At 71.3% G+C, this 23047-nt stretch carries 21 protein-coding genes; 5 read left to right on the top strand and 16 right to left on the bottom strand.

All coding sequences use genetic code 11. The features are described 5' to 3' along the window. Window positions 1-491: 491 nt before the first annotated feature. The 3 genes from AB0B66_RS07000 to AB0B66_RS06990 all read right to left on the bottom strand — a co-directional run bounded on the left by AB0B66_RS07000 (window position 492) and on the right by AB0B66_RS06990 (window position 2394). Entirely contained in the window at window positions 492-1154 is a 663-nt protein-coding gene (locus AB0B66_RS07000) for a hypothetical protein (protein WP_360524047.1), read from the bottom strand. 123 nt (window positions 1155-1277) lie between these two features. Beyond that, window positions 1278-1820, bottom strand: coding sequence for a peptide deformylase (gene def / locus AB0B66_RS06995; protein ID WP_203695238.1), 543 nt, complete (start codon window positions 1818-1820; stop codon window positions 1278-1280). A 43-nt stretch (window positions 1821-1863) separates the two neighbouring features. Then, complete coding sequence (locus AB0B66_RS06990) at window positions 1864-2394, bottom strand: ACT domain-containing protein (protein ID WP_360524043.1); 531 nt, start codon at window positions 2392-2394, stop codon at window positions 1864-1866. Between the two features lie 55 nt (window positions 2395-2449). On the opposite strand from AB0B66_RS06990, the gene AB0B66_RS06985 reads away from it, so the two are divergent. Both AB0B66_RS06985 and AB0B66_RS06980 read left to right on the top strand, forming a co-directional pair. After that, window positions 2450-3334 carry an A/G-specific adenine glycosylase gene (locus AB0B66_RS06985; protein ID WP_360524040.1) on the top strand — a complete coding sequence of 295 codons (885 nt, stop codon included), beginning with the start codon at window positions 2450-2452 and terminating at the stop codon, window positions 3332-3334. 58 nt (window positions 3335-3392) lie between these two features. Then, a complete protein-coding gene (locus AB0B66_RS06980; protein ID WP_360524037.1) occupies window positions 3393-4241 on the top strand; it encodes a polysaccharide deacetylase family protein in 849 nt (282 codons plus the stop codon). Between the two features lie 57 nt (window positions 4242-4298). Here the strand turns inward: AB0B66_RS06980 and AB0B66_RS06975 are convergent, their stop codons facing one another. Together AB0B66_RS06975 and AB0B66_RS06970 are read right to left on the bottom strand one after the other, a co-directional pair. Continuing rightward, window positions 4299-6827, bottom strand: coding sequence for an ATP-dependent Clp protease ATP-binding subunit (locus AB0B66_RS06975; RefSeq protein WP_360524034.1), 2529 nt, complete (start codon window positions 6825-6827; stop codon window positions 4299-4301). Window positions 6828-7238: 411 nt separating this feature from the next. Beyond that, the gene (locus tag AB0B66_RS06970; RefSeq protein WP_203695248.1) at window positions 7239-7589 is read right to left on the bottom strand and encodes an Lsr2 family protein; all 351 of its coding nucleotides are present in this window, start codon (window positions 7587-7589) and stop codon (window positions 7239-7241) included. A gap of 582 nt (window positions 7590-8171) precedes the next feature. On the opposite strand from AB0B66_RS06970, the gene AB0B66_RS06965 reads away from it, so the two are divergent. Continuing rightward, a complete protein-coding gene (locus AB0B66_RS06965; RefSeq protein ID WP_360524030.1) occupies window positions 8172-8900 on the top strand; it encodes a class I SAM-dependent methyltransferase in 729 nt (242 codons plus the stop codon). On the opposite strand, the gene AB0B66_RS06960 is transcribed toward AB0B66_RS06965, so the two are convergent. The 10 genes from AB0B66_RS06960 to AB0B66_RS06915 form a co-directional block, all read right to left on the bottom strand. Next, a complete protein-coding gene (locus AB0B66_RS06960; protein ID WP_360524027.1) occupies window positions 8890-9654 on the bottom strand; it encodes a type III pantothenate kinase in 765 nt (254 codons plus the stop codon). The two genes, AB0B66_RS06965 and AB0B66_RS06960, sit on opposite strands and share 11 nt — an antisense overlap. A 7-nt stretch (window positions 9655-9661) precedes the next feature. Next, complete coding sequence (gene nadC / locus AB0B66_RS06955; RefSeq protein WP_360524024.1) at window positions 9662-10543, bottom strand: carboxylating nicotinate-nucleotide diphosphorylase; 882 nt, start codon at window positions 10541-10543, stop codon at window positions 9662-9664. Beyond that, window positions 10540-12330 (bottom strand): L-aspartate oxidase, encoded by a 1791-nt coding sequence (locus tag AB0B66_RS06950; protein ID WP_360524174.1) that lies wholly within the window; start codon window positions 12328-12330, stop codon window positions 10540-10542. Before AB0B66_RS06950 ends, nadC begins: the two co-directional genes overlap by 4 nt. 115 nt (window positions 12331-12445) lie before the next feature. Further along, on the bottom strand, window positions 12446-13333 hold the full coding sequence (locus AB0B66_RS06945) for a septum formation family protein (protein WP_360524021.1): 888 nt from the start codon (window positions 13331-13333) through the stop codon (window positions 12446-12448). A gap of 86 nt (window positions 13334-13419) precedes the next feature. After that, the gene (locus AB0B66_RS06940) at window positions 13420-14319 is read right to left on the bottom strand and encodes a septum formation family protein (RefSeq protein ID WP_360524018.1); all 900 of its coding nucleotides are present in this window, start codon (window positions 14317-14319) and stop codon (window positions 13420-13422) included. Between the two features lie 75 nt (window positions 14320-14394). Further along, a complete protein-coding gene (locus AB0B66_RS06935) occupies window positions 14395-15276 on the bottom strand; it encodes a septum formation family protein (protein ID WP_360524015.1) in 882 nt (293 codons plus the stop codon). 137 nt (window positions 15277-15413) lie between these two features. Further along, window positions 15414-15842, bottom strand: a complete 429-nt coding sequence (panD, locus tag AB0B66_RS06930; protein WP_360524012.1) for an aspartate 1-decarboxylase — start codon at window positions 15840-15842, stop codon at window positions 15414-15416. Further along, window positions 15842-16690 (bottom strand): pantoate--beta-alanine ligase, encoded by an 849-nt coding sequence (panC, locus tag AB0B66_RS06925; RefSeq protein WP_360524009.1) that lies wholly within the window; start codon window positions 16688-16690, stop codon window positions 15842-15844. Before panC ends, panD begins: the two co-directional genes overlap by 1 nt. After that, window positions 16687-17601: a DUF2520 domain-containing protein gene (locus AB0B66_RS06920; protein WP_360524006.1), complete on the bottom strand. Its 915-nt coding sequence runs from the start codon at window positions 17599-17601 to the stop codon at window positions 16687-16689. Before AB0B66_RS06920 ends, panC begins: the two co-directional genes overlap by 4 nt. A 177-nt stretch (window positions 17602-17778) precedes the next feature. Beyond that, the gene (locus AB0B66_RS06915; RefSeq protein WP_360524003.1) at window positions 17779-19044 is read right to left on the bottom strand and encodes a phytase; all 1266 of its coding nucleotides are present in this window, start codon (window positions 19042-19044) and stop codon (window positions 17779-17781) included. Window positions 19045-19120: 76 nt separating this feature from the next. Between AB0B66_RS06915 and AB0B66_RS06910 the strand changes: the two genes are divergently transcribed. Further along, window positions 19121-20125 carry an SAM-dependent methyltransferase gene (locus AB0B66_RS06910; RefSeq protein WP_360524000.1) on the top strand — a complete coding sequence of 335 codons (1005 nt, stop codon included), beginning with the start codon at window positions 19121-19123 and terminating at the stop codon, window positions 20123-20125. A 114-nt stretch (window positions 20126-20239) separates the two neighbouring features. Next, the gene (locus AB0B66_RS06905; protein ID WP_203695271.1) at window positions 20240-21397 is read left to right on the top strand and encodes an NADH-quinone oxidoreductase subunit D; all 1158 of its coding nucleotides are present in this window, start codon (window positions 20240-20242) and stop codon (window positions 21395-21397) included. 61 nt (window positions 21398-21458) lie between these two features. Here the strand turns inward: AB0B66_RS06905 and AB0B66_RS06900 are convergent, their stop codons facing one another. Continuing rightward, the gene (locus AB0B66_RS06900) at window positions 21459-22751 is read right to left on the bottom strand and encodes a hypothetical protein (RefSeq protein ID WP_360523997.1); all 1293 of its coding nucleotides are present in this window, start codon (window positions 22749-22751) and stop codon (window positions 21459-21461) included. Window positions 22752-23047 lie beyond the last annotated feature (296 nt).

Here is a 23047-nt window from a genome sequence, read left to right as displayed (position 1 = left end):
CCCTCTCGCGGGTTCGTGCGTGGGGGTCCGGGGGGGTGGGGGGCGCGGGGGGGGGGCCCCAAATCCCCCGGCCATTTACCCCCCCCCCCCCCCAACCCCCGCTCCACGCCACCCTCACAAAGTAACCGGGTAAAAAGGGCACCCTTTTCCCACAAAGCGACAGCCTCCCCGCCCCACCCCACCAACCCGGTTCAGGGCGTAACAGATGACGGCATCTGCCCCGACCAAGCGTTGGACGGCGAACAGCGGAGATCCGTGTTCTCCCGGGACATGAGTTCGGGGCGTTGCTGGTGGTGGCAACGCGTTGCTCAGGGGACGGCATGTGGGTCGGTAAGGCTGTTGCTTATACCTTGGATCGCCCACTTACGTTGACCACCGCGGACGTGCGCCTACGGTCGGAGCGGAGCCGGGGGAATGCTCGTAGGCGCGTAAGAGGCCGCGCTCTTTGCGGCCCCAGCGCCGAGAGCATTCCCCCGGCTCCGCGACCCCACCTACGTAAGCTTCAACGTCACAGAAGCAGAAATCGCCGTCCCGACCCGCGCATACAGCCGATACTCCCCAGCAGCAGGCACCGGCCCATCAGGCACCCGCTTGATCGACTTCTCACAAGCAGAACTCGAATGCCCGTTCCACACCACCGTGTACGACCGCTCATGCGCCGGCGGGAAAGACCGGACCTCGTGCCCCCGCGGCCCCCCGCAGTCGTCGCTCGACCAGACCTTCTCCGTGCTCTTCAGGATCCGCAGCTCCTGCAGGTCCGCACCGACGTCACGAGTACAGGTCCGCTGCGAGACGTTCTTGATCAGCAGCGTGATCAGCAGGTCGCTGCCGCGCTTGAGGCTGGTCTGGGCTGGTTTCGCGGTCACCTTGATCTCGGTGTCCGTGCAGGCGTTCGGGTCGACTTCTCCCTCGCCTTCGCCTTCGCCCTCACCCGCACTGGTCGGCGACGGGGTCAGCTCGGACACGGGCGTGATGACGCCGTCGGTCGGTGACGCTGCCGGGGACGCGAGGGGTTCACCGGCCGCCGAAGCGGGGGACGCACCTGCGCTGGTCGGCGTGCCGTTGGCGGTGGGCTGCTGGGCGCCGCCGCTGCCGGTGCCCCGCACCACCAGCGTGATCATGAGTACGGCAGCCAGCAGCGCACCGAGCACCATGGCGCGGCGTCGCCAGTAGACGGCTGCGGGCAGCGGACCCACTATCAGTCTCATGATGTGCTCACGCTAGCGCCCTCGATCACGACACGCACTACGCGACACGCTCAGTAGGCGAAGTCCGTGTCACAGATAGACTTTGCGCTGATAGATCGCGTGCGCTCCGCTCACCTTGTCCAAAAAGAGCAGTCCGTTGCAGTGGTCGATCTCGTGCTGGAGCGCACGGGCTTCGAAGGCATCGGTGGTGATCGTCACCTTGCGGCCGCTGCCAGGCAGTTCACCGGTGACCACGATGCGCCCGGCGCGTTTGACGTCGCCGGTGAGGTCGGGCACGGACATGCAGCCCTCGCGGCCCGGCCGCCACCGGCTGGCCTCCACGATCACCGCGTTCGCCAGCACGAACGCGCCGTGCAGGGTGGCCGCCTTGGGGTGGCCGGTGACGTCCACGGCGAACAGCTGCACGCTGACGCCGACCTGCGGCGCGGCCAGGCCGACGCAGCCGGGTGACACGGCCATGGTCGCGACCAGGTCGGCGGCGAGCGCCACGATCTGCGGGTCGGTCGGGTCGACGGGCTCGCCGACGCGGCTCAGCACCGGTTCCGGCGCGGTGACGACGGGCAGCGCCCGGCCGGTGCCCAGCGCGGTGATGTCCCAGCCTTCGATGCTCACGCCGCCTCCTCGCCGTGCCGGTCGCCGTCGGTGTGCGGGCCGCTCATAAGACGTCCGCCCCGGCGGGGCGCAGGTTGACCTCGACGCCGAGTTCGTCGGCGACGTGCGCGAGCCGCTTGGTCAGCTCGCCGGGCACGCCTTCGGGCAGGTCGACCTCGGCTACGAGCAGGTACAGCGGGCCGACCAGGCGGGTGGACAGGTCGGTGACGTTGCCGCCGGCGTCGGCGACGACCCGGGTCACCGCCGCGACGATGCCGAGCCGGTCCGCGCCATGCACGCTGAGCAGGTACGGCAGGCCGCCGTTGTGCGGTGGCTCGTCGGGTCCGACGTCGCGGACCGTCACCAGCAGCTGGCCGTCCGCGGACAGCGGCAGCAGGGCGGCCTCGACCTCGGTGGCGCTGGCCGGCGCGGTGCAGATCAGGGTCATCGCGAAGTGGCCGCGCAGCCGGGTCATCGTGGAGTCGGTGAGGTTCGCACCGAGCCTGGCCAGCGCCTCGGCGACGTCGGCGACGATCCCGGTGCGGTCCGGTCCGATCACGGTGACGGCCAGTTCGGCTCCGTGCACGTCAGTCATGCCTGCTCCTCGACGCTCGCTCCTGCGGGCATTGTGCACCAGTAGGGTGGAGCGCATGTCCGAACTCGCCTCGCTGACCACTGCGTGGTACGACGTCAACGCGCGTGATCTGCCCTGGCGGGCTCCCGAAATCGGCGCCTGGCCGGTGCTGATCAGCGAGTTCATGCTCCAGCAGACGCCCGTCGTGCGGGTGCTGCCGGTGTGGCGGGAGTGGGTGGCCCGCTGGCCCGCCCCGGCGGATCTGGCCGCGGAGGACTCCGGCGAGGCGATCCGGGCCTGGGGGCGGCTGGGCTATCCCCGGCGGGCGATGCGGCTGCACGCGTGCGCGACGGCGCTGGTGGAGCGGCACGGCGGCGAGGTGCCGCGGCGGCTGGACCAGATGCTGGCACTGCCGGGCGTCGGGGACTACACGGCGCGGGCGGTGCTGGCGTTCGCGTACGGGCAGCGCCATCCGGTGGTGGACACGAACGTGCGCCGGGTCGCGGCGCGGGCGGTGAGCGGGCTGGCCGACGCCGGCGCCGCCACCACCCCGGCGGACCTGACGCTGGTGGAGTCGCTGCTGCCGCGCGCCGATGCGGCGGCGGCGCGGGCCAGTGCGGCGTTCATGGAGCTGGGCGCGGTGCTGTGCACGGCGCGTACGCCCCGGTGCGAGGCCTGCCCGCTGCGGGAGCGGTGCGCGTGGCGGCGTTCCGGCGCGGCGCTGCCGGCGGGCCCGTCCCGCAAGCCGCAGCGCTACGCGGGCACCGACCGCCAGGTGCGCGGGCTGCTGCTGGCCGTGCTGCGGCAGGCGACGGGGCCGGTGCCGAAGCCGGCCCTGGACGTGGTGTGGCCGGATCAGGTGCAGCGGGAGCGGGCCCTGGACAGCCTGCTAGCCGACGGTCTCGTGGTGCCCCGGGGGGAGCGTTTCGGCCTGCCCGGGCGTGTTCCCGCCGATTTCTGACTCGGCCCCGAGCTTTCCGTGGTATTGCGGATTCACCCAGCCTGGATAGAGTCCGGGCGTGGCCTCCACCCCCGTACGCCGCGCCATTGCCGTGTTCCTGCTGACCGCCCTCCTCGCGCCTGCCGCGTGCAAGAGCGCCGGCCCGGACCCGATCTTCGCCGGCCCTGACGTCAGCCCGACTCCATCGGCCTCGCCGAGCCCCAGCGCTTCGCCCAGCCCGTCGGCGTTGCCGTCGCCTGCGGCCTTCAAGTCCTTGCAGTGGTATCTGGACAAGGCCCCCAAGTTCGGGCCCGCACCGGCCCCGCACCGGGTCAAGGTGCCGGAGAGCGCGTCGGCCATGTGGCTGTTCAAAGTGCCGACCACGAACAAGGTCGCCTTCATCACCATCGACGACGGTGCGCTGTCGCGTAAGCCGGAGGTCATCGAGTTCATCCGGCAGGCCAAGATCCCGGTGACGATGTTCCTCAACTCCCCAGCCGCCACGAAGTACACGGCGTACTTCAAGGCGATCCAGGAGGCCGGCGGCATGGTCGAGAACCACACGATCACGCACACGTCGTTGAAGGGCAAGTCGTACGACTTCCAGAAGAAGGAGATCTGCGGGTCGGCGGACAAGCTGGAGCAGCTGTTCGGCCGCCGGCCGACGCTGTTCCGGCCCCCGTTCGGCAACAAGGACGCCACGACGCTGAAGGCCGCGCACGACTGCGGGGCGCAGGCGGCGTTCTTCTGGACGCAGACGGTCGACAAGGGCATCGTGCGGTACCAGACCGCCAAGAAGGTCGTGCAGCCCGGCGACGTGCTGCTGATGCACTTCCGCCCCGCCCTGATGGACGACCTGCTGGGCGCGCTGAACGCGATCTACAAGTCGGGCCTGACGCCCGCCCTGCTGGAGGACTACATCGGCTGAGCGTTTACGAAGAAGGGGCACCGCTCGCGCGGTGCCCCTTCTTCGTAAACGTGCTCGTTACGCGGCGGCGTCGCTGCCGACCGGCTCGGCCGGGGTCTCGGGGACCTCGGGAGCGGCCGCCTTCTGCGATGCCGTGAAGGTCAGCTTCGACGTCTCGATCTGCTCCGGGTCGCCCTCGCAGTCGACCAGCACGTGCTGGCCGGGCTTGAGCTCCTGGAACAGGATCCGCTCGCTGAGCGTGTCCTCCAGCTCGCGCTGGATCGTCCGGCGCAGCGGCCGGGCACCCAGGACCGGGTCGAAGCCCTTCTTCGCCAGGTACTTCTTGGCGTTGTCGGTGAGCTCCAGGCCCATGTCCTTGTTGCGCAGCTGGTTCTCGATCCGCTTGATCATGATGTCCACGATCGAGAGGATCTCCACCTCGGTGAGCTGGTGGAAGACGATGGTGTCGTCGATGCGGTTCAGGAACTCCGGGCGGAAGTGGGTCTTCAGCTCGTCGTTGACCTTGACCTTCATCCGCTCGTAGTTCGACTCGGCGTCCTCGGACTTCTGGAAGCCCAGCGAGACCGCCTTGGCCACGTCCCGGGTGCCCAGGTTGGTGGTCAGGATGATCACGGTGTTCTTGAAGTCCACGATGCGGCCCTGGCCGTCGGTCAGGCGACCGTCCTCCAGGATCTGCAGCAGCGTGTTGAAGACGTCCGGGTGGGCCTTCTCGATCTCGTCGAACAGGACCACCGAGAACGGCCGACGGCGCACCTTCTCGGTCAGCTGGCCGCCCTCGTCGTAGCCGACGTATCCGGGCGGGGCGCCGACCAGGCGGGACACCGTGTAACGGTCGTGGAACTCGGACATGTCCAGCTGGATCAGCGCGTCCTCGCTACCGAACAGGAACTCGGCGAGCGCCTTGGACAGCTCGGTCTTACCGATACCGGACGGGCCGGCGAAGATGAACGAGCCGGACGGGCGCTTCGGGTCCTTGAGGCCGGCCCGGGTGCGCCGGATCGCCTTGGAGACCGCCTTGACCGCGTCGATCTGGCCGACGACCCGCTTGTGCAGCTCGTCCTCCATGCGCAGCAGGCGGGAGGTCTCCTCCTCGGTCAGCTTGTACACCGGGATGCCGGTCCAGTTGGCCAGGACCTCGGCGATCTGCTCGTCGTCGACCTCGCTGACGACGTCCAGGTCACCGGCCTTCCACTGCTTCTCCCGCTCGCCCTTCTGGCCCAGGAGCTGCTTCTCCTTGTCGCGCAGCTGCGCGGCCCGCTCGAAGTCCTGCGCGTCGATCGCGGACTCCTTGTCGCGGCGCACCTGGGCGATCTTCTCGTCGAAGTCGCGCAGGTCCGGCGGCGCGGTCATGCGGCGGATGCGCATCCGGGCGCCGGCCTCGTCGATCAGGTCGATCGCCTTGTCCGGCAGGAAGCGGTCGGAAATGTACCGGTCGGCCAGGTTCGCCGCCGCGACCAGGGCCGCGTCGGTGATGGTGACCCGGTGGTGCGCCTCGTAGCGGTCACGCAGGCCCTTGAGCATCTCGATGGTGTGCGCCACCGAGGGCTCGCCGACCTGGATCGGCTGGAAGCGGCGCTCCAGCGCGGCGTCCTTCTCCAGGTGCTTGCGGTACTCGTCGAGCGTGGTCGCGCCGATGGTCTGCAGCTCGCCGCGGGCCAGCATGGGCTTGAGGATGCTGGCGGCGTCGATCGCGCCCTCGGCGGCGCCCGCGCCGACCAGGGTGTGGATCTCGTCGATGAACAGGATGATGTCGCCGCGTGTGCGGATCTCCTTGAGCACCTTCTTCAGGCGCTCCTCGAAGTCACCGCGGTAGCGCGAGCCGGCCACCAGAGCGCCGAGGTCGAGCGTGTAGAGCTGCTTGTCCTTCAGCGTCTCGGGCACCTCGCCCTTGACGATCTTCTGGGCCAGGCCCTCGACCACGGTGGTCTTGCCGACGCCGGGCTCACCGATCAGCACCGGGTTGTTCTTGGTGCGGCGGGACAGCACCTGCATGACCCGCTCGATCTCCTTCTCGCGGCCGATCACGGGGTCGAGCTTGCCCTCCCGCGCCGACTGGGTCAGGTTGCGACCGAACTGGTCCAGCACGAGGCTGGTGGACGGAGCGGCCTCGCCGGTGGCGGTGCCGGCCGCGGCCGGCTCCTTGCCGCCCTGGTAGCCCGAGAGGAGCTGGATGACCTGCTGGCGCACCCGGTTGAGGTCGGCGCCGAGCTTCACCAGCACCTGGGCCGCGACGCCTTCGCCCTCGCGGATCAGACCGAGCAGGATGTGCTCGGTGCCGATGTAGTTGTGGCCGAGCTGCAGCGCCTCGCGCAGGGACAGCTCAAGCACCTTCTTGGCCCGCGGCGTGAACGGGATGTGCCCGCTCGGCGCCTGCTGGCCCTGGCCGATGATCTCCTCTACCTGCTGGCGCACGCCCTCCAGCGAGATGCCGAGACTTTCCAGCGCCTTCGCCGCGACGCCCTCACCCTCGTGGATGAGGCCGAGCAGGATGTGCTCCGTGCCGATGTAGTTGTGGTTGAGCATCCTGGCCTCTTCTTGGGCCAGGACGACCACCCGACGCGCCCGGTCGGTGAACCGCTCGAACATTCCCGCTCCTCACCTACGCCTCAGTTCCTCGAACCCCTGCCGGAGATCCGCGGCGGCGAAGCTGTTTCACTCACTCTAACGCCAGACCCCGACCATGTCGGCCCGCCGGAAACGCTCGTCCGGTCACCGTTGGGTAACCATCGGGTCGCTTACCGTCGACTAGAAAGCGGAGGAAACGGGGCATCTTGCCCTGCAAACCGCCGACGTGGCTGGCATCAGAGCCAACCTTGCCTCGCTCGCGGCTGTTCCGCATCCAGGACCGCTACGCGCACAGCGAAATATCGGTGTCCACATCCTGGCCGACCCGCCCGGCGCGGACCCTCGAACACGAAAAACGGTACGACGCGAAGGAAGCACGCAACCTTCGCGCCGTACCGTCAATCCGGCAAACGTCGCAAAACCTACAAAGGGTTACCGCAGACCGGCGGCGTAGTACGCCTCGATCACCTTCGCCGGCACCCGGCCCCGGTCGTTGACCGCTTCACCCTGCCCCTTGGCCCAATCCCGCACCCGCTGGTTGAAAGCACGCTGCTCCGCCGCAGTCGGCGCCTTCGCCTTGGGGGCCGCGGCGGGTCCACGACGACCGCTCTCCTTGCGCGCGGCGGCCACGAACGGCGCCAGCGCGAGGGCCAGCTTGTCGTGGTTCGCCGGGCCGAGATCGATCTCGTAATTGGCGCCTTCGAATCCAAATCTCACACTGCGGACATCGCCCTCGGAACCATCGAGGTCGTCCGCCAGCACCACAATCTCGCGCCTGGCCATACGGTCTTCCTTTCTTCGCCGCCCCGGATCCTCCCCGCCAGTCGAGGGCGCCATGAATTCATAGTGCAAGCGCTCGCCAGGATAGCCACTCATTGACAGCGGATCAATTCCGGCGTGACCCATTATTCGGCATACCAACGCCGGGCGCGGCGCGAAGTCGGACAGCCGCTCGGTCGATTATCCTCTGACAAGGGAAAACGGATTCGCCGCGCCATTGCCGAGAAGCCGTGGATACCGGTTCCTGCGAGCCGGACGCACGGCATACCGCGGCAGCGGTCCGCTCGCACTGCGCAGTCGTCCGGGCACCAGCCGTGGAGCGGGTGAACAATTCGCGCTCTGCGACGGACCGATGACCCTGTGCGCCGCCCGGCCTATCCGGTCGCCCAATGCGCGGCCGTCCGGCAGCTCCGGGGGCGCGATCGTCCCGCCCCTGTGGGCCCGATTCGGGAAACGCCGCCGCGGCCGTATCCGAGCGGCTCGGGATGAGCCTGTCGATCGATCCACCGGGACGGGACGAATACGTCCCGGACGGGCGGCACTAGGGTGGGCCGGGCGTTATGGCGACACACACGGGAGGCGCACATGGACCCCATCGACGAGCACCGGCTCTCTTTCGGCGCCGCGGCACAGGCATATCAGCAAACCCGCCCGACCTATCCGGCCGAAGCCCTGGCCTGGACGATCGGCACCGCCCCCGGCCGTGTGGTCGACCTGGGCGCCGGCACCGGCCAGCTCACCCGGGTGGCGCTGGCGGCCGGCTTCGCCGTCGTGCCGGTGGAACCCGACCCCGCCATGCGGGCGGCACTCGACGCGGCCACCCCCGGCACCGTCGCACGGGAGGGCTCGGCGGAGTCCATCCCGCTGCCCGACGGGTATGCCGACGCCGTCGTCGTGGGCACCGCGTACCACTGGTTCGACAAGGAGCGGGCGCACCCGGAGATCGCCCGGGTGCTGCGTGCTGGCGGCGTCTTCGCGCCCATGCGCAACGACCGCGACCTGAGCGTCGACTGGGTCCGGCAGCTGGACGCGATCGTCCAGGCGGCGCGCTTCCACCGGCCCGACGAGGTCGACTTCGGCCCGCTGTTCGCGCCGGCCGAGTGGGCGACGTTCCGGCACGCCGTCACGCAGACCCCCCAGGGCCTGCTGGAACTCATCGCCACCCGGTCCTGGTATCTCGTCGCCGCCGAGGACCTGCGGCAGCGGCTGCGCGACCAGGTCACCGAGCTGTGCGCGACGCACCCCGACCTGGCTGGACGGGACACCTTCGAGCTGCCCTACGTCACGACGGTGTGCCGGACGGTCAGGCGTTGACGTTGCGCTCGTACACCATGCGCAGGCCGATCAGGGTGATCATCGGTTCGTGATGGGTGATGGTGCGGCACTCGCCCATCACCACCGGCGCGAGCCCGCCCGTGGCGATCACCGCGGTCACCCCGCCCAGCTCCTCGATCATCCGCTCGACGATGCGGTCCACCTGGCCGGCGAAGCCGAAGTACATGCCTGCCTGCAGGCACTCGACCGTGTTCTTGCCGATCACCGAACGGGGCTGGGCGGGCTCGACCTTGCGCAGCTGGGCGGCGCGGGCCGCCAGCGCGTCGAAGGAGATCTCGATGCCCGGGGCGAACGCGCCGCCGAGGAACTCGCCGCGGGCGCTGATCACGTCGAAGTTGGTGGTGGTGCCGAAGTCGACGACGATGGCCGGCCCGCCGTAGAGGGTGTGCGCCGCCAGCGTGTTCACCACGCGGTCGGCACCCACCTCCTTCGGGTTGTCGATGGCCAGCTGCACGCCCGTCTTCACACCCGGCTCCACGACCACCGCGGGCAGCCCGGCGTAGTAGCGGCCGAGCATGGTGCGCAGCGAGCGCAGCGCGGCGGGCACGGTCGAGCAGGCCGCCACCCCGGTGATCTCGACGTTGTCCCCGGCCAGCAGGCCCCGGAACATCAGGCCGAGCTCGTCGGCGGTGTTGCGGGCGTCGGTCTTCACCCGCCACGAGTGCACGATCTTGTCGCCGTCGAAGGTGGCGAGCACCGTGTTGGTGTTACCGATGTCGATACAGAGCAGCACCCGACGTCTACTTCCGCGCTCGGAGGTCCAAGGCGATGTCCACGATAGGCGACGAGTGGGTGAGCGCCCCCACCGACAGGTAGTCGACGCCGGTGGCCGCGTACTCGGCGGCGACCTGCAGCGTCAGGCCGCCGGTGGCCTCCAGTTCGGCCCGGTCGCCGACCGCCGCGACGACCTCGCGCAGCAGTTGCGGGGACATGTTGTCGCAGAGCAGGAACGTCGCGCCGGCGGCCACCGCCTCCTGCGCCTCGGCCAGGGTGGTCACCTCGACCTGCACGGGCACGTCCGGAAAGTTCGCCCGGACCAGGTCGTACGCCGCGGTCACGGAGCCCGCCGCCAGCTTGTGGTTGTCCTTGATCATGGCCACGTCGTAGAGGCCCATGCGCTTGTTGGTGCCGCCCGCCGCGCGGACCGCGTACTTCTCCAGCGGCCGCAGGCCGGGGGTGGTCTTGCGGGTGTCCAGCACCAACGCCTTGGTGCCGGCGAGCTGCTCCACCCAGCGGCGGGTGTGCGTGGCCACGCCGGACATGCGGCAGAGCAGGTTGAGCGCGGTGCGCTCGGCCGACAGCAGGGTGCGGGTCGGCCCCGTGATCGTGGCCAGCACGTCGCCGCGCGCCACCGTGTCGCCGTCGGCCGCGTGCACGGTGACCTCCGCCCCCGGACCCGCCAGCTCGAACACCAGCTCCGCCACGGCGAGCCCGGCGAGCACGCCGGCCTCCCGGGCGATCAGGTCCGCGGTGTCGACCTGGTGCTCCGGGATGGTCGCGACGCTGGTCACGTCGAGCCGGTCGGGCCCCAGGTCCTCGCGCAGCGCGTTCGCCACGATGCGCTGCACCTCGTCCGGGTCGAGCCCCGCCTTGAGCAGCTGCGCCTGCGTCGTGTCCCTCACGCCATCGCCTCCCACGTATCCGTCGTCGTGCCGTCCTCGGCGAACCCGGGGAACAGGTGTCCCCGCCAGCCGTCGTCCGCCTCTGCATGATCCTCGCGCCAGTGGCACCCGCGCGTCTCGGCGCGCAGGGACGCCGACGCGACCAGGGCGCTCGCGACCGTCAGCAGGTTCGCGAACTCCCAGCCCGCGGTGCGCCCCGGCAACGGCGGCGTGCCCACCTCGCGCAGCACCCGCGCGGTCTCGGCCAGCGTCTGCGCGCTACGCAGAACGCCCGCTCCCCGGGTCATCGCGCGCTGCAGCGCCCGCCGCCGCGCGGCCAGGTCAACCGGCGGCTCGCCGGCGGCGACCAGACCGTGCGGCGTCCAGGCCAGACCACCGGTCGGTACGGCGGCGGGCACGCCCGCCCCGGCCGACACGTCCTGCGACGCGTCGGCCTGGGGCCCCGCGCCCTGGCGCACGGCTTCCGCCTCGGCTGACGTCGCCTGCCCGGAACTGTCGAGCACCGGGTCGGCTTGCGGGGGCAGGTCACGCGTGATGTCGGCCGCGATGCGCCGCGCGAAGACGAGTCCCTCCAGCAAGGAGTTCGAGGCCAGGCGGTTCGCGCCGTGCACGCCGGTGCAGGCGACCTCGCCGCAGGCGTACAGGCCGGGGATGCTGGTGCGGCCGTCCAGGTCGGTGCGGACCCCGCCGGAGGCGTAGTGCGCGGCCGGGGCCACCGGGATCAGATCGACCGTGGGGTCCACCCCGGCGGCCAGGCAGTACGCCGTGATCGTCGGGAACCGGTGGGCCAGGTCGGGCACGTGCCGGGCGTCCAGGTAGACGTGATCGGTGCCCGAGGCCAGCATCTGCCGGTGGATGCCCTTGGCGACCACGTCGCGGGGCGCGAGCTCGGCCAGCTCGTGCTGCCCGACCATGAAGCGCTTGCCGTCCCCGTCGACCAGGTACGCCCCCTCGCCCCGCAGCGCCTCGCTGACCAGCGGCTGCTGCGCGGTGCGGTTGTTCGGCAGGTACAGCGACGTCGGGTGGAACTGCACGAACTCCAGGTCGGTCACGTCCGCCCCGGCGCGCAGCGCCAACGCGACGCCGTCGCCCGTGGACACGATCGGGTTGGTGGTGGCCGCGAAGATCTGGCCCAGCCCGCCGGTGGCCAGCACCACGGCGCGGGCGAGCACGGCCCCGACGCCGTCCTCGGTGCCCTCGCCGAGCACGTGCAGGGTCACTCCGCAGGCCCGGCCGGCGGCGTCGCGCAGCAGGTCGAGCACCAGCGCGTGTTCGACGAGGCGGATCCACGGGTCGCGGCGCACCGCCGCGTGCAGCGCCCGCTGCACCTCGGCTCCGGTCGCGTCGCCGCCCGCGTGCACGATGCGGTTCGCGTGGTGCCCGCCCTCACGGGTCAGCATCAGCGAGCCGTCCGGGTGGCGGTCGAACTCGGCACCCATCTTGATCAGTTCGCGTACCCGGGCCGGGCCCTCGGTGACGAGCACGTCGACCGCGGCGGGGTCGCACAGCCCGACGCCCGCCACCAGCGTGTCCTGGGCGTGGGCGGCCGGGGTGTCCAGCGGGTCCAGCACGGCCGCGATGCCGCCCTGGGCCCAGCGGGTGGAGCCGTCATCGATATTGACCTTGGTGACCACGGTGACGTGCAGGCCTGCCTCACGCAGGTGCAGCGCCGCGGTCAGGCCGGCGATGCCGGACCCGATCACCACCACGTCGGTGGGTTCGAACCAGCTCGCGGGCCGCGCGGGCAACGCCCGGGGCAACACCGGAAGATCAACCGGGACTGTCAACGCCTTGCGCACCAGCACAGTCAACCGCGCCGCAGCCCGCCGTTCACCCCCGACCCCACGTGACACCCCTCACCCGCCCCCGGCACAGGGCCGGGGACGGGTGCGGGTATCGGGCTCAGTTGGTGGGCAGAACCTTCGTGCCGCCGTTGCGCAGCGACTTCGTGAGCTTCTTCTTGTCCAGCCAGAGGTGGCAGCGCACGCCGTGGTCGCCGGCCTCCCAGTCGGACTTCGACGGCCAGTTCCACACCACACCGGTGCGGTAGCTGATGTTCGAGTCGTTGGGCACCTTCACGAACTTGGCGACCAGCGTGCGGCACTCCTTGGCGATGCGCGTCTTCATGCCGGCCAGGCTGCTGTAGGCGGCGCCGCCCGCGTTCCACACGCCGACGAACTCGGCGTTGTGGGCCTTGTTGCAGGCGGTGGAGACCAGCCGGGTGCCGTACTGGTAGCAGCCGAACTTCAGCGCGGACGCCTTGGTGAACTCGCCCTTGAGCGAGGCGGTACGGGCCACCGGGTCGCCGTACTGGCCGTCCAGCGCGGTCAGCTCGCAGCGGTACCAGCGCGCGCCGCCGTCCCAGCCTGCCGCCGACGGCACCGAGACGCCGAACCACAGGGCACCGGAGCGCCAGTCGCCGCCGAGGAAGTCGGTGATGCGCTTGTCGCAGTCGGCCCAGGCCGCGCGCATGTCCGGCGAGCCCTCCGACGGCACCGTGGTGCGCGAGGCCGCCTCGCCGGTGAAGTCGGCAACGGCCACCGTCTCGTAGGTGTGGCTCTGGTCACACTCGACCGGCTTGTAGGACGAGCGGTAGCTGACGTCGCGGAAGCCGTCGTCGCACTTGGCCTCTTCGGGCCGCCAACTCTGGGCCGCGGGCATCGCCGGCCACTGGTTGGTGAGGTCGCCGTCGGCTCCCGCCGGCAGCTGCCCCCCGCAGGCCGATGTGGCCAGCAGGGCAGCCGCGACCAGCACGACCCCTGCGACCCTACGGCCGATCACCTCACGCATCAGTGCCCTCCCCAAGCCATGCCGAACATGAATGGGGAGCATATTTCATACCCGCCAGCGGGTTCGACGCGTATCCGGTCGACCCGTCAGCTCGGGATGCCCTTGCCCGCGGTGCCCTTGGCCGAGCCCGTCATCTTCTTCGTCTCCAGCCACAGGTAGCAGCGCACGCCGCGGTCGCCACCCGCCCAGGTGGCCTTGCTGTACGGCCACGAGATCACGCCGTACTTGCTGGTAGCGCTCACGCTGACGCCGATGAACGTGGCCATCGCCTTGCGGCAGTTGTCGTGGAAGTAGTCCCAGTCCGTTTCGCTCGCCGGGTATTTGCGGTTGGCCGCGGCGGTGAACGTGCCGACGTACTCCGCGTTGTGCGACTTGGCGCAGTCGGTCTCCGGCATGGTGTCCACCGAGCCGTTCTTGCCGCTCTCGGCGAAGCAGGTGAGCAGCAGCGGCGTCGGCAGCGAGCCGCGCAGGCTGCCGACGCGGCGGACCCAGTCGGCCTTGTCGGTGACCGTGGTCAGCTCGTTGAGCTCACAGCGGTACCACCGGGCGCCGCCCTGCCAGGCCGCCGCCGAGGGCAGCGTCAGATCGAGGGTGAGCCGGCCGTCGCGCCACTGCCGGCCGACGAACGCGGTGGACCGCTCATCGCACTCGGCGAACGCGCCCGCGAGCACCGCGTCGTCCGCCTCCGGCGGGGCGGCCAGCTCGGCGGCGGGACCGGTCAGCGTGCCGACGTAGACCGTCTCGCCGTAGTGCTCCGTGGCGCAGTCGACCGGCCGGTACGCGGTGGCCCGGCCGGTCTGCTCGTACGCCTTCTCATGGCACACCTCGGCGCTGGGCGTGAACACCTGCGCCGCGGGCAGGCTCGCCCAGTCGTCGGCGAGCTTGCCGTCCACACCGGGCACCGGCGAGGAGCAGCCGGCCAGCATCAACGGCGCCGCCAGTGCGCAGACGGCCGCACTGGCGGCGATCCTCCGCCTCCATGCCATGTGTCGTCCCTCCCAGACGTCCGCCCGGGAGCCTAACGGACGGAAGGCGACCGCGACAGCGGTGCTGTCGGCCTTCTACCAGCCCGGAACGCCCTTGCCTTTGGACCCCTTGGCCGACTTCTTCATCGTCTTGCCGTCGTAGAACCAGAGCACGCAACGGACCATCCGGTCACCGGCCGCCCAGGACTCCGGGTTGTTCGGGCTGGAGATGACGCCGATCCGGCCCGCACTGCTCAGGCTGACACCCATGAACTTGGCGGCCAGGTCCTGGCACTCGTCGTGGAGGACGTTCCACTGCCGCTCGGACTTCGGGTATGCCGTGCTCATGCTCGCGCGGTAGGCGCCGACGAACTCGCTGTTGTGCGCCTTGGTGCAGGCCACCTCAGGCATCTTGACGATCGAGTCGCCCTTCTCCTGGGAGTTCACGCAGCCGACCAGCAGCGCGGCCGGCACGTCGCCCTTCAGGCTACCGGTGCGCTGCACCCAGTCCGGCGCATCGAACACCGTGGTGACCTCGGCGAGGTCACACCGGAACCAGCGCGCGCCGCCGGTCCAGGCGGTCGGGGTCGGCACGGCCAGGGTCAGTTCGAGGCGCGCCAGGCTCCAGGAGCGGCCCAGGTAGGTCGTGGCCTCCTTGTCGCACTCGGCGAGCGCGGCGGCGTTGTCCTTCGGGCCGGGCGAGGTCGTCAGGCCCTTGAATTCGCCGACGTGTACGACCTCGCCGTAGTGCGACTTGGCGCAGTCGACGACGGCGTCGGTGTAGCGGCCGGTGTCCTTGGGCGCCACGCCGAGGCAGACGCCCGCCTCGGGCACCCAGCCCTTGACCTCGGCGACCTTCACCCAGTCGTCGGTCAACTTCGAGTCCACCTCGGCCGGCAGCGCGGTCCCGCAGCCGGCCAGGGCCAGGTTCGTCAGTAGTGCGGCCAGCATGGTGCCGACCGTAAGGCGTCCCCGCATCGCCCATCCTCCCAGGTCATAGAGCCTGGGCGAGCCTAAGCGAAGGTCGTCGCGGCCGTATCGGCCTAACGGCCGAGAGCCGGGTCACATCCGGCGTACGAATCCGCAGCTAGAGCCACCTGCAGCAGCGGACCGGCCTAACGGCTCAGGGTCAGGTCGCCCCGGACGACGTCGCCCACCATGCCCGGCACGGCCTCGGCCGGGTCCGCGCCGAGCGAGATGATCCGGTTGTCGGCGTCCACGTGCACCACCCGCGGGGTGTACGAGCGGGCGGTGGCCTCGTCGGCCTGCGCGTACGAGATGAGGATGACCAGGTCACCGGGCTTGACCAGGTGCGCCGCCGCGCCGTTGATGCCGATCACGCCGGTGCCCCGCTCGCCCGGGATGACATACGTCTCCAGCCGCGCCCCGTTGGTGATGTCCACAATCGCGACCTGCTCGCCGGGCAGCAGGTCCGCGGCGTCCATCAGGTCCTCGTCGATGGTGACCGAGCCGACGTAGTGCAGGTCGGCCTGGGTCACCGTGGCGCGGTGGATCTTGGACTTGAACATGGTGCGCAGGAACATCAGGCCGGTTCTTCCTCGGTCGTCGTGGCTGCCGCGTCGAGGTGGACGGGCAGGTTGTCGATCAGCCGGGTGGTGCCGACGCGGGCCGCGACCAGCAGCCGCGCCTCGCCCGGACCCGGGTCCTCGCTCAGGTCGGCCCCGCGCAGAGCCAGGTAGTCCACGTCCACGCCGGCCAGCTCGGCCCGCGCAGCGGCCAGCACCGCCGCGGGCTCGCGCCGGGCGGCCCCCGCCCGCAGCGCCCGGGACAGGGCCAGCGCGGTCTCGCGCTCGGCCGCGCTCAGGTAGCGGTTGCGGCTGGACAGGGCAAGCCCGTCCGGCTCCCGGACCGTCGGCACCCCGACGATCTCCACTCCGAGTTCGAGATCGTGCACCATGGCCTTGATCAGCGTGAGCTGCTGGTAGTCCTTCTCTCCGAAGAACGCCAGGTCCGGGCGGGTGAGCAGGAGCAGCTTGCCGACCACGGTCAGCACGCCGGCGAAGTGGCCGGGGCGCACCGCCCCCTCCAGCACCTCGCCCAGCGGGCCCGGGTGCACGGTGACCTGCGGCTGCCCGTGCGGGTACATCACCTCGGGCGTCGGCGCGAAGAGCAGGTCGACGCCCTCGGCCGCGCACACCGCCAGGTCGGCGTCGAAGGTGCGCGGATATCGGGCCAGGTCCTCGTTCGGGCCGAACTGCAGCGGGTTCACGAAGATCGTCGCCAGTACGACGTCGGCGTGCTTGCGGGCCTCCCGCAGCAGGGTGGCGTGCCCCTCGTGCAGCGCGCCCATGGTCATCACCACGGCTACGGAGCCCCGCGCGGCCGAACGCGCCGCGGCCAGCTCCTCGCGGGTGCGGACGACGGCGGTCACTTCGCCGCCTCGCCCAGCTGCCCGGCGTCGGCGGCGGTCGGGTCGGCCAGCACGCCCAGCAGCGGCTCGGCGTCGACCGCGCGCAGCCGCCCGTTGGCGATCACGCGGTCCGCGGTGCGCCGGGCGAGCGCGACGTACGCCGGGAGCGAGTCGGGGGCGGTGCGGGCCAGTTCCTGGACGTGCCGGGCGACGGTGCCGGCGTCGCCACGCGACACCGGTCCGGTGATCGCCGAGTCGCCCATGCGCAGCGCGTTCTCCAGCGCGGCGGTCAGCAGCGGGCCGAGCACCTTCTCCGGGCTCAGCACGCCCGCGTCGCGCAGCCGGTCGGCCGCCTCGTTGACGAGGGTGACCAGGTGGTTCGCGCCGTGGGCGAGCCCGGCGTGGTAGAGCGCGCGGCGGTCCTCGGCGATCCACTCCGGGCTGCCTGCCAGGTCGGCGACGAGCGCCTGGGCCAGGGCGCGCACCGTGGCGTCGGCGGCGGTGATCCCGTACGAGATGCCGGGCAGCCGGTCCAGGTCGGCGGCGGTGCCGGTGAAGGTCATCGCGGGGTGCAGCGCCAGCGTGCGGGCGCCGACCGCGGCGGCCGGGGCCAGCACGGCCAGCCCGTGCGCGCCCGAGGTGTGCGCCACGACCTGGCCCGGCCGCAGCGCGCCGGTGGCGGCCAGGCCGGTCACGACACCGGCCAGGGCGTCGTCGGGCACCGCGATGATCAGCAGATCGGCCGCGGCGCGGGCCACCTCGTCGGCGGGAAGATTCTGCGCACCCGGGAGCAGGGTGCGGATGCGGTGCTTGGCCGCGGCGGACACGCCCGAAGCGGCGACTACCCGGTGTCCCGCGCCCCGCAGGGCGGCGGCGAGGACCGCGCCGACCCGGCCGGCGCCGATCACACCGATGGTGAGCTCAGCACTCATGATCTGATCCAGTCCTCTTCTTCGGGGTACCGGTCGGGGCAAGTATGACCCCGTGTCCTGATCACTGGACAGAGACTGTGCGAAACCGCACTGCCGCGTTTCGTTCACATCCGCACAACGAAAAGCGCTCCCGGAACCACGTCCCGGAAGCGCCCTTCGTGACTGCCGTCTCGCTGCTCAGTGCTTATTCAGGAAGCCGGCGTCGACGAACTTGACGTCGGTCGCGGCGCGGTCGCCGGACGGGGTCTCCTGGCCGTCGTGCACCACCAGCAGGCCGCCGGGGAAGCCGGGCAGCGGGGTGTTCACCACCGCCGCGCCGTCGCACTCCTGGGAGCCGTCGACCCGGCCGTCGACGACCGCGAAGCGGCCCGTGGGACGCAGGGTCAGCCGGTCGTACGTGTAGAAGGTGTCGTCGCCCTGCGAGGAGACCACCAGCGTGCCCGCGTACCGGCCGGTCTTGAAGATCGTCACGCCCTCGACGTCGGCGGCGATGCGCCCGCCCTCGCCCGGATCGGCCGACCAGTCGACCGCGCACTCCTCGGTCTCCGGGTCGTAGACCGCCGGGACGCCGTACTCCCGGGTCCGCTCGACCATGCGCGGCGTGTAGCCGAAGCGGCCGCCGGTGACCGACACCCGCCACAGCGCCACGTCCTCCTGCGCGGCGTAGAGCACACCCAGCGCCGGGTCCACCGTCATGCCCTCGACCTGCGGCAGCTCGCCCGGCTCCAGGCACGGCGTCCACGAGCCGCCGCCCTTCAACGCAAACGTGTCCGGCAGCACCAGCCGGTCGACGCGCTGGTAGCTCACCTTCGCGCCCTTGGCGACCAGGCGGAACATGCCCAGCTCCGGGGTGTGCCGGCGGCTGGCGACCGCCAGGAAGTCCCGGCCGTCGCGAAACGTCGCCAACCCGTACGCGGTGGCCTGCTCGTTGACCTCCTCCTGGGTCTTGTTGAACGCGAACGGCGCGTCCGGCGCGGTCACATCGGTCAGCACGCCGTTGTCGATGCGGTAGAAGCGCAGCTTGTCGCGGCCCCGGTCGGTGACCACGGCCAGATCGACCAGGCGCCCGTGCAACGGGAAGCCGGTCACCAGGTCGACGTTGTTGAACCGGCCCGGCTCGTCCTCCGGGCCCGGCGCGTCCGGTGTGGCGAACGACTGGGTCTCGCGTCCCCGCAGGTCGTAGACGCGCAGGCCGCCGTTCTTCGCGGTCACGATGACCCGGCTGCGGGCCTTGTCCCGCTCGTTCACCCAGATCGCCGGGTCGTCCGCGTCGGCGTCGCCGCCGGCCTCGTCGTCGTACAGCGCGGGGGTCTCGAACTTCGCCGTGACCGCGCGCAGGGCGGGCACGCCGCCGGTCGCCGGCCCGGGTTCGGCCGCGGCCACGCCGGGCAGCGCGGTCGCCGCCAGGGCGCCTGCCGTGAGGCAGGTGAGAATACGTCGCATGGGCCGGACCGTAGATTCGGCAGGGCAACCTGGGACGAACGGAGAGTGAACCGTTTCCATGCGCTGGCGGGACGCGATGCGAACTGCGCTGTACGGGCCGGACGGGTTCTTCGTCCGCGAGCGGCCCGCCGACCACTTCCAGACCAGCGCCCAGTCGCCCCACTTCGCCCGCGCAATCGCCGCGCTCGCCGCCGACGTGGACCGCGCGCTCGGCCATCCCGAGGTGTTCGACCTGGTGGACGTGGGTGCGGGGCGCGGCGAGCTGCTGCAGGGCGTGCTGGCCGCGCTGCCCTTGTCGTTGCGGGCGCGAGTCCGGCCGGTGGCCGTGGAGGTCAGCCCCCGTGGCGACGACGACATCATCTGGCGTACCGAACTGCCACACGGGCTGACCGGGCTGCTGCTGGCCACGGAGTGGCTCGACAACGTACCGCTGGACCTCGCCCGCGACGGGTCGTACCTGGACACGGACCTCCAGCCGTGCGGAACCGTCGATCCCGTCGACGCCGCCTGGATCGATCGGTGGTGGCCCGCCGGTGCGGACGACGTCGTGGAGGTCGGGCGCAGCCGCGACGAGGCCTGGGCCGATGCCGTCGGCGCGCTGGACGCGGGGCTCGCGCTGGCGGTCGACTACGGACACCTGCGCGACCGGCGACCGGCGCTGCCGACGGCCACCGGCTTCCGGGACGGCCGCGAGGTGCCCCCGGCCTTCGACGGCAGCACCGACATCACATGCCACGTCGCCATGGACTCCGTCGCCGTGGCTGCGGCCGCGCGGCCGGGCGGTGCGGCCGGGCCGGGCGGTGCGCTGAAGGCGGGCGGCGTGGCTGCGGCGGACGAGCCGATCGAGGACGGCTGGCGGTTGCTGGACCAGCGCGCGGCGCTGCACCGCCTCGGCGTCACCGCTGGCCGGCCCCCGCTCACCCTGGCCTCAACCGATCCGCTCGCCTACGTGCGTGCGCTGGCCGACGCGAGCGAGATCGGCGAGCTGACCGCCACCAGCGGGCTCGGGGCGCACTGGTGGCTGGCGCAGTGGACCGGCCTCGACCCGAGCGAACTGCCCTTCCTGCTCCCCCACCGCTGACCGACCGCCCCGTCCCAGGCCGCAGCAGGTGCAGCGTTAAGAAGGTGCCCTTCCTCTACAAATAGCGTTAGCAAGGTGCCCTTCCATTCTTGGGGCTGGCTTACGATGGCGCGCATGGTGGCAGCGGGCGGTAGCCGGGAGTTGACGGTCGGCGCGGGGGCGGGGGCCCAGCAGCTGGGCACCGACATGGTGCTGAACATCGGGCCCCAGCATCCGTCCACGCACGGGGTGCTGCGGCTGAAGCTGGTGCTGGACGGCGAGAAGGTGCTGTCCGCCGAGCCGATCGTCGGATACATGCACCGCGGCGCGGAGAAGCTGTTCGAGGTCCGTGACTATCGGCAGATCCTGGTGCTGGCCAACCGGCACGACTGGCTGAGCGCGTTCAGCAACGAGCTGGGCGCGGCGATGGCCGTCGAGCGGCTGATGGGGCTGGAGGTGCCGGAGCGCGCGGTCTGGCTGCGCACGGCGATGGCCGAGCTGAACCGGGTGCTCAACCACCTGATGTTCCTCGGCTCGTACCCGCTGGAGATCGGCGCGATCACCCCGGTGTTCTACGCGTTCCGCGAGCGTGAGGTGCTGCAGGCCGTCATGGAGGAGGCCACCGGCGGCCGCATGCACTACATGTTCAACCGGATCGGCGGGCTGAAGGAAGAGGTCCCGGCGGGCTGGACCCGGCGCGCCCGGGAGGCCGTCGACCTGGTCGCCTCGCGGATGCCGATGCTCGACGACCTGATCCGGCGCAACGACATCTTCCTGGCCCGCACGGTCGGCGTCGGGGTGCTGACCGCCGAGCAGGCCGCCGCGTACGGCGCCTCCGGGCCCGTCGGGCGGGCCAGCGGCCTGGACTTCGACCTGCGCCGCGACGAGCCGTACCTGGCCTACGGCGAGCTGGACGTCCCGGTCGTCACCCGCACCGCCGGCGACTGCCACGCGCGTTTCGAGGTGCTGCTCGACCAGGTGTACGCGTCGCTGGACCTGGTCCGGCAGTGCCTGGACCGGGTGGACCGGATCGGCGGGCCGGTCAACGTACGCCTGCCGAAGGTGGTCAAGGCCCCGGAGGGGCACACCTACGCGTGGACCGAGAACCCGCTCGGCGTCAACGGCTACTACCTGGTCTCCAAGGGAGACAAGACGCCCTGGCGGATGAAGCTGCGCACCGCGTCGTACGCCAACGTGCAGGCGCTGTCGACGCTGCTGCCGGGCACCCTGGTGCCGGACCTGATCGCCATCCTGGGCTCGATGTTCTTCGTCGTCGGCGACATCGACAAGTAGCCGTTGACGGGAAAACGCGCCCTCCCGGGCTGTCCGGAAGGGCGCGTCCTGGCTGTGGTGCTCAGCGGTACCGACGGTCGTAGTCCCGATCGCGGTCCCGGTCCCGATCACGGTCGCGGTCCCGCTCGCGCGAGTCCTCGTAGTCGGACCAGCGGTCCTCCCGGTCCGAGCCGGTCAGCGCGCGGGGCTCCCGGCGGTCCTGGTCGCGATACGGGAAGCCGCCCCGGCCCTCGTCGGCCCGGTCGTCGTCGAAGCCGCGGTCCTCGCGCCGCACCGCGGCCCAGCGGTCCTCGATCCGCAGCTCGGTGCCGGAGCTGTCGCTGTGCAATGCCGCCCGGCGCTCGCCCATCCGCACCTCACGGCCCCGGTCGTCGCTGCGCACCGTGGTCCAGCGGTCGCCGGCGGCCCGCACCGGACGGTCCTCGTCGTCGCGGTCGGACCAGCGGCCCTCGATCGCGTCACCGGCCCGGTCGGACCAGCGGTCGTCGCCGCGGTCGCGCCGTGAGGTCCAGCTGTCTCCGCCGGAGACCGGCTCGTTGGCGTCGCGGCGGCGCTCCAGCTGCTCGCGCAACCGCTGCTCGGTCCACGACTCCTCGTGCCGGTCCCGCTCGCGGGCGCGTTCGGCCCGGGGGCGCTGCACCTCGATCCGCGGGGTCTCGGCGCGGTGCGCATACTCCCCCGCGTCGCGGCCCCGCTCACGGTCGCGGTCGAAGCCGCCCGCCCCGCCGCTGACCGGACTGCCGTAGATCGCGGCGCCGCGCTGGCCGTCCTCACCGTGCGGGTCGACGATGGTGTGCCGCGTGGTCACCTGCACGGTCTCGGTGTGCCGCACCACGCCGCCGGGCGGCATGCCCGCGCGGCCGGAATTCGGCCCCGGCTGGTGCGGGGTGGGTGCGGGGCTGCCGCCGCGTGCCGCGGGCGCGGGTGCGGCCTGCGCCGCCCGGGCGGCCTCGGCCCGGACGTGCTCCAGCTGCGCCCGGGTGGCCTCCAGTTCGTGCCGGGTGGCCTCGAGCTGATCCACGAGGTATTGGAACTTCTCCCCGAAGGCGCGGTGCGTGGCGTGGGCGGCCGTGGAGATGTCATCGCGGACGTCGGCCCGTACGGTGTCGATCTCATCGAGGATCATGTCTTCGATCTCGAGCCGTACCGTCTCGGTGTCGCGACGGAGAGTGATCGACAGACCGATCAGGATGACCGACAGGATGACCACGCCCACAGCGGCCCGCAACGCGGTGCCGCCATCGGCCATGAACAGGAAAATCGCAGCCAGCGGGGCCAGCCCGACGCCGCCCCAGAACAACACCGGGAGCAGGCGCGCGTGCCGCTGTTCATCGCGAGTGTCCGAGTTCGGCATGTTGCTAGAGGCTACCGACAGTTGCTTGCGAGGGGAATGCTCCACGGCCTTGAAATGCGAGAACATTCCGCCTGGAGATCGTCGCCGACCCGTCCTGAACAGCTGCGCCACCCAGCGCGGCTTGCGTACGCCCGCTCGCGGCGCGCGACGCGCCGGTAATCGCCGAACCTTCGTCACGAACGGTTCAACGAGCGCCCGCCCGTTTCGCCCGACTCGACCGCTCCCGCGCTCGAAAGTGGCACGGCACGAAACGAGCCGCCGCGCCCGCGGAGGCGGACGCGGCGGCTCGGCTCAGC

Source organism: Catellatospora sp. NPDC049111 (assembly GCF_040648615.1).
Classification (GTDB): domain Bacteria; phylum Actinomycetota; class Actinomycetes; order Mycobacteriales; family Micromonosporaceae; genus Catellatospora; species Catellatospora aurea.
The sequence above is the reverse complement of the archived record's forward strand: the minus strand, read 5'-3'. Positions and strand labels throughout refer to the sequence as shown.

Excerpts from the sequence above, each read along its gene's own strand:
- AB0B66_RS06920 (WP_360524006.1), bottom strand. The coding sequence starts at position 17,601 with ATGAGTGCTGAGCTCACCATCGGTGTGATCGGCGCCGGCCGGGTCGGC.
- AB0B66_RS06910 (WP_360524000.1), top strand. The coding sequence starts at position 19,121 with ATGCGAACTGCGCTGTACGGGCCGGACGGGTTCTTCGTCCGCGAGCGG.
- AB0B66_RS06940 (WP_360524018.1), bottom strand. The coding sequence starts at position 14,319 with ATGGCATGGAGGCGGAGGATCGCCGCCAGTGCGGCCGTCTGCGCACTG.
- AB0B66_RS06900 (WP_360523997.1), bottom strand. The coding sequence starts at position 22,751 with ATGCCGAACTCGGACACTCGCGATGAACAGCGGCACGCGCGCCTGCTC.
- AB0B66_RS06965 (WP_360524030.1), top strand. The coding sequence starts at position 8,172 with ATGGACCCCATCGACGAGCACCGGCTCTCTTTCGGCGCCGCGGCACAG.
- AB0B66_RS06915 (WP_360524003.1), bottom strand. The coding sequence starts at position 19,044 with ATGCGACGTATTCTCACCTGCCTCACGGCAGGCGCCCTGGCGGCGACC.
- AB0B66_RS06985 (WP_360524040.1), top strand. The coding sequence starts at position 2,450 with ATGTCCGAACTCGCCTCGCTGACCACTGCGTGGTACGACGTCAACGCG.
- AB0B66_RS07000 (WP_360524047.1), bottom strand. The coding sequence starts at position 1,154 with ATGGTGCTCGGTGCGCTGCTGGCTGCCGTACTCATGATCACGCTGGTG.
- panD (WP_360524012.1), bottom strand. The coding sequence starts at position 15,842 with ATGTTCCTGCGCACCATGTTCAAGTCCAAGATCCACCGCGCCACGGTG.
- AB0B66_RS06975 (WP_360524034.1), bottom strand. The coding sequence starts at position 6,827 with ATGTTCGAGCGGTTCACCGACCGGGCGCGTCGGGTGGTCGTCCTGGCC.
- AB0B66_RS06970 (WP_203695248.1), bottom strand. The coding sequence starts at position 7,589 with ATGGCCAGGCGCGAGATTGTGGTGCTGGCGGACGACCTCGATGGTTCC.
- AB0B66_RS06945 (WP_360524021.1), bottom strand. The coding sequence starts at position 13,333 with ATGCGTGAGGTGATCGGCCGTAGGGTCGCAGGGGTCGTGCTGGTCGCG.
- AB0B66_RS06935 (WP_360524015.1), bottom strand. The coding sequence starts at position 15,276 with ATGCGGGGACGCCTTACGGTCGGCACCATGCTGGCCGCACTACTGACG.
- AB0B66_RS06990 (WP_360524043.1), bottom strand. The coding sequence starts at position 2,394 with ATGACTGACGTGCACGGAGCCGAACTGGCCGTCACCGTGATCGGACCG.
- AB0B66_RS06905 (WP_203695271.1), top strand. The coding sequence starts at position 20,240 with ATGGTGGCAGCGGGCGGTAGCCGGGAGTTGACGGTCGGCGCGGGGGCG.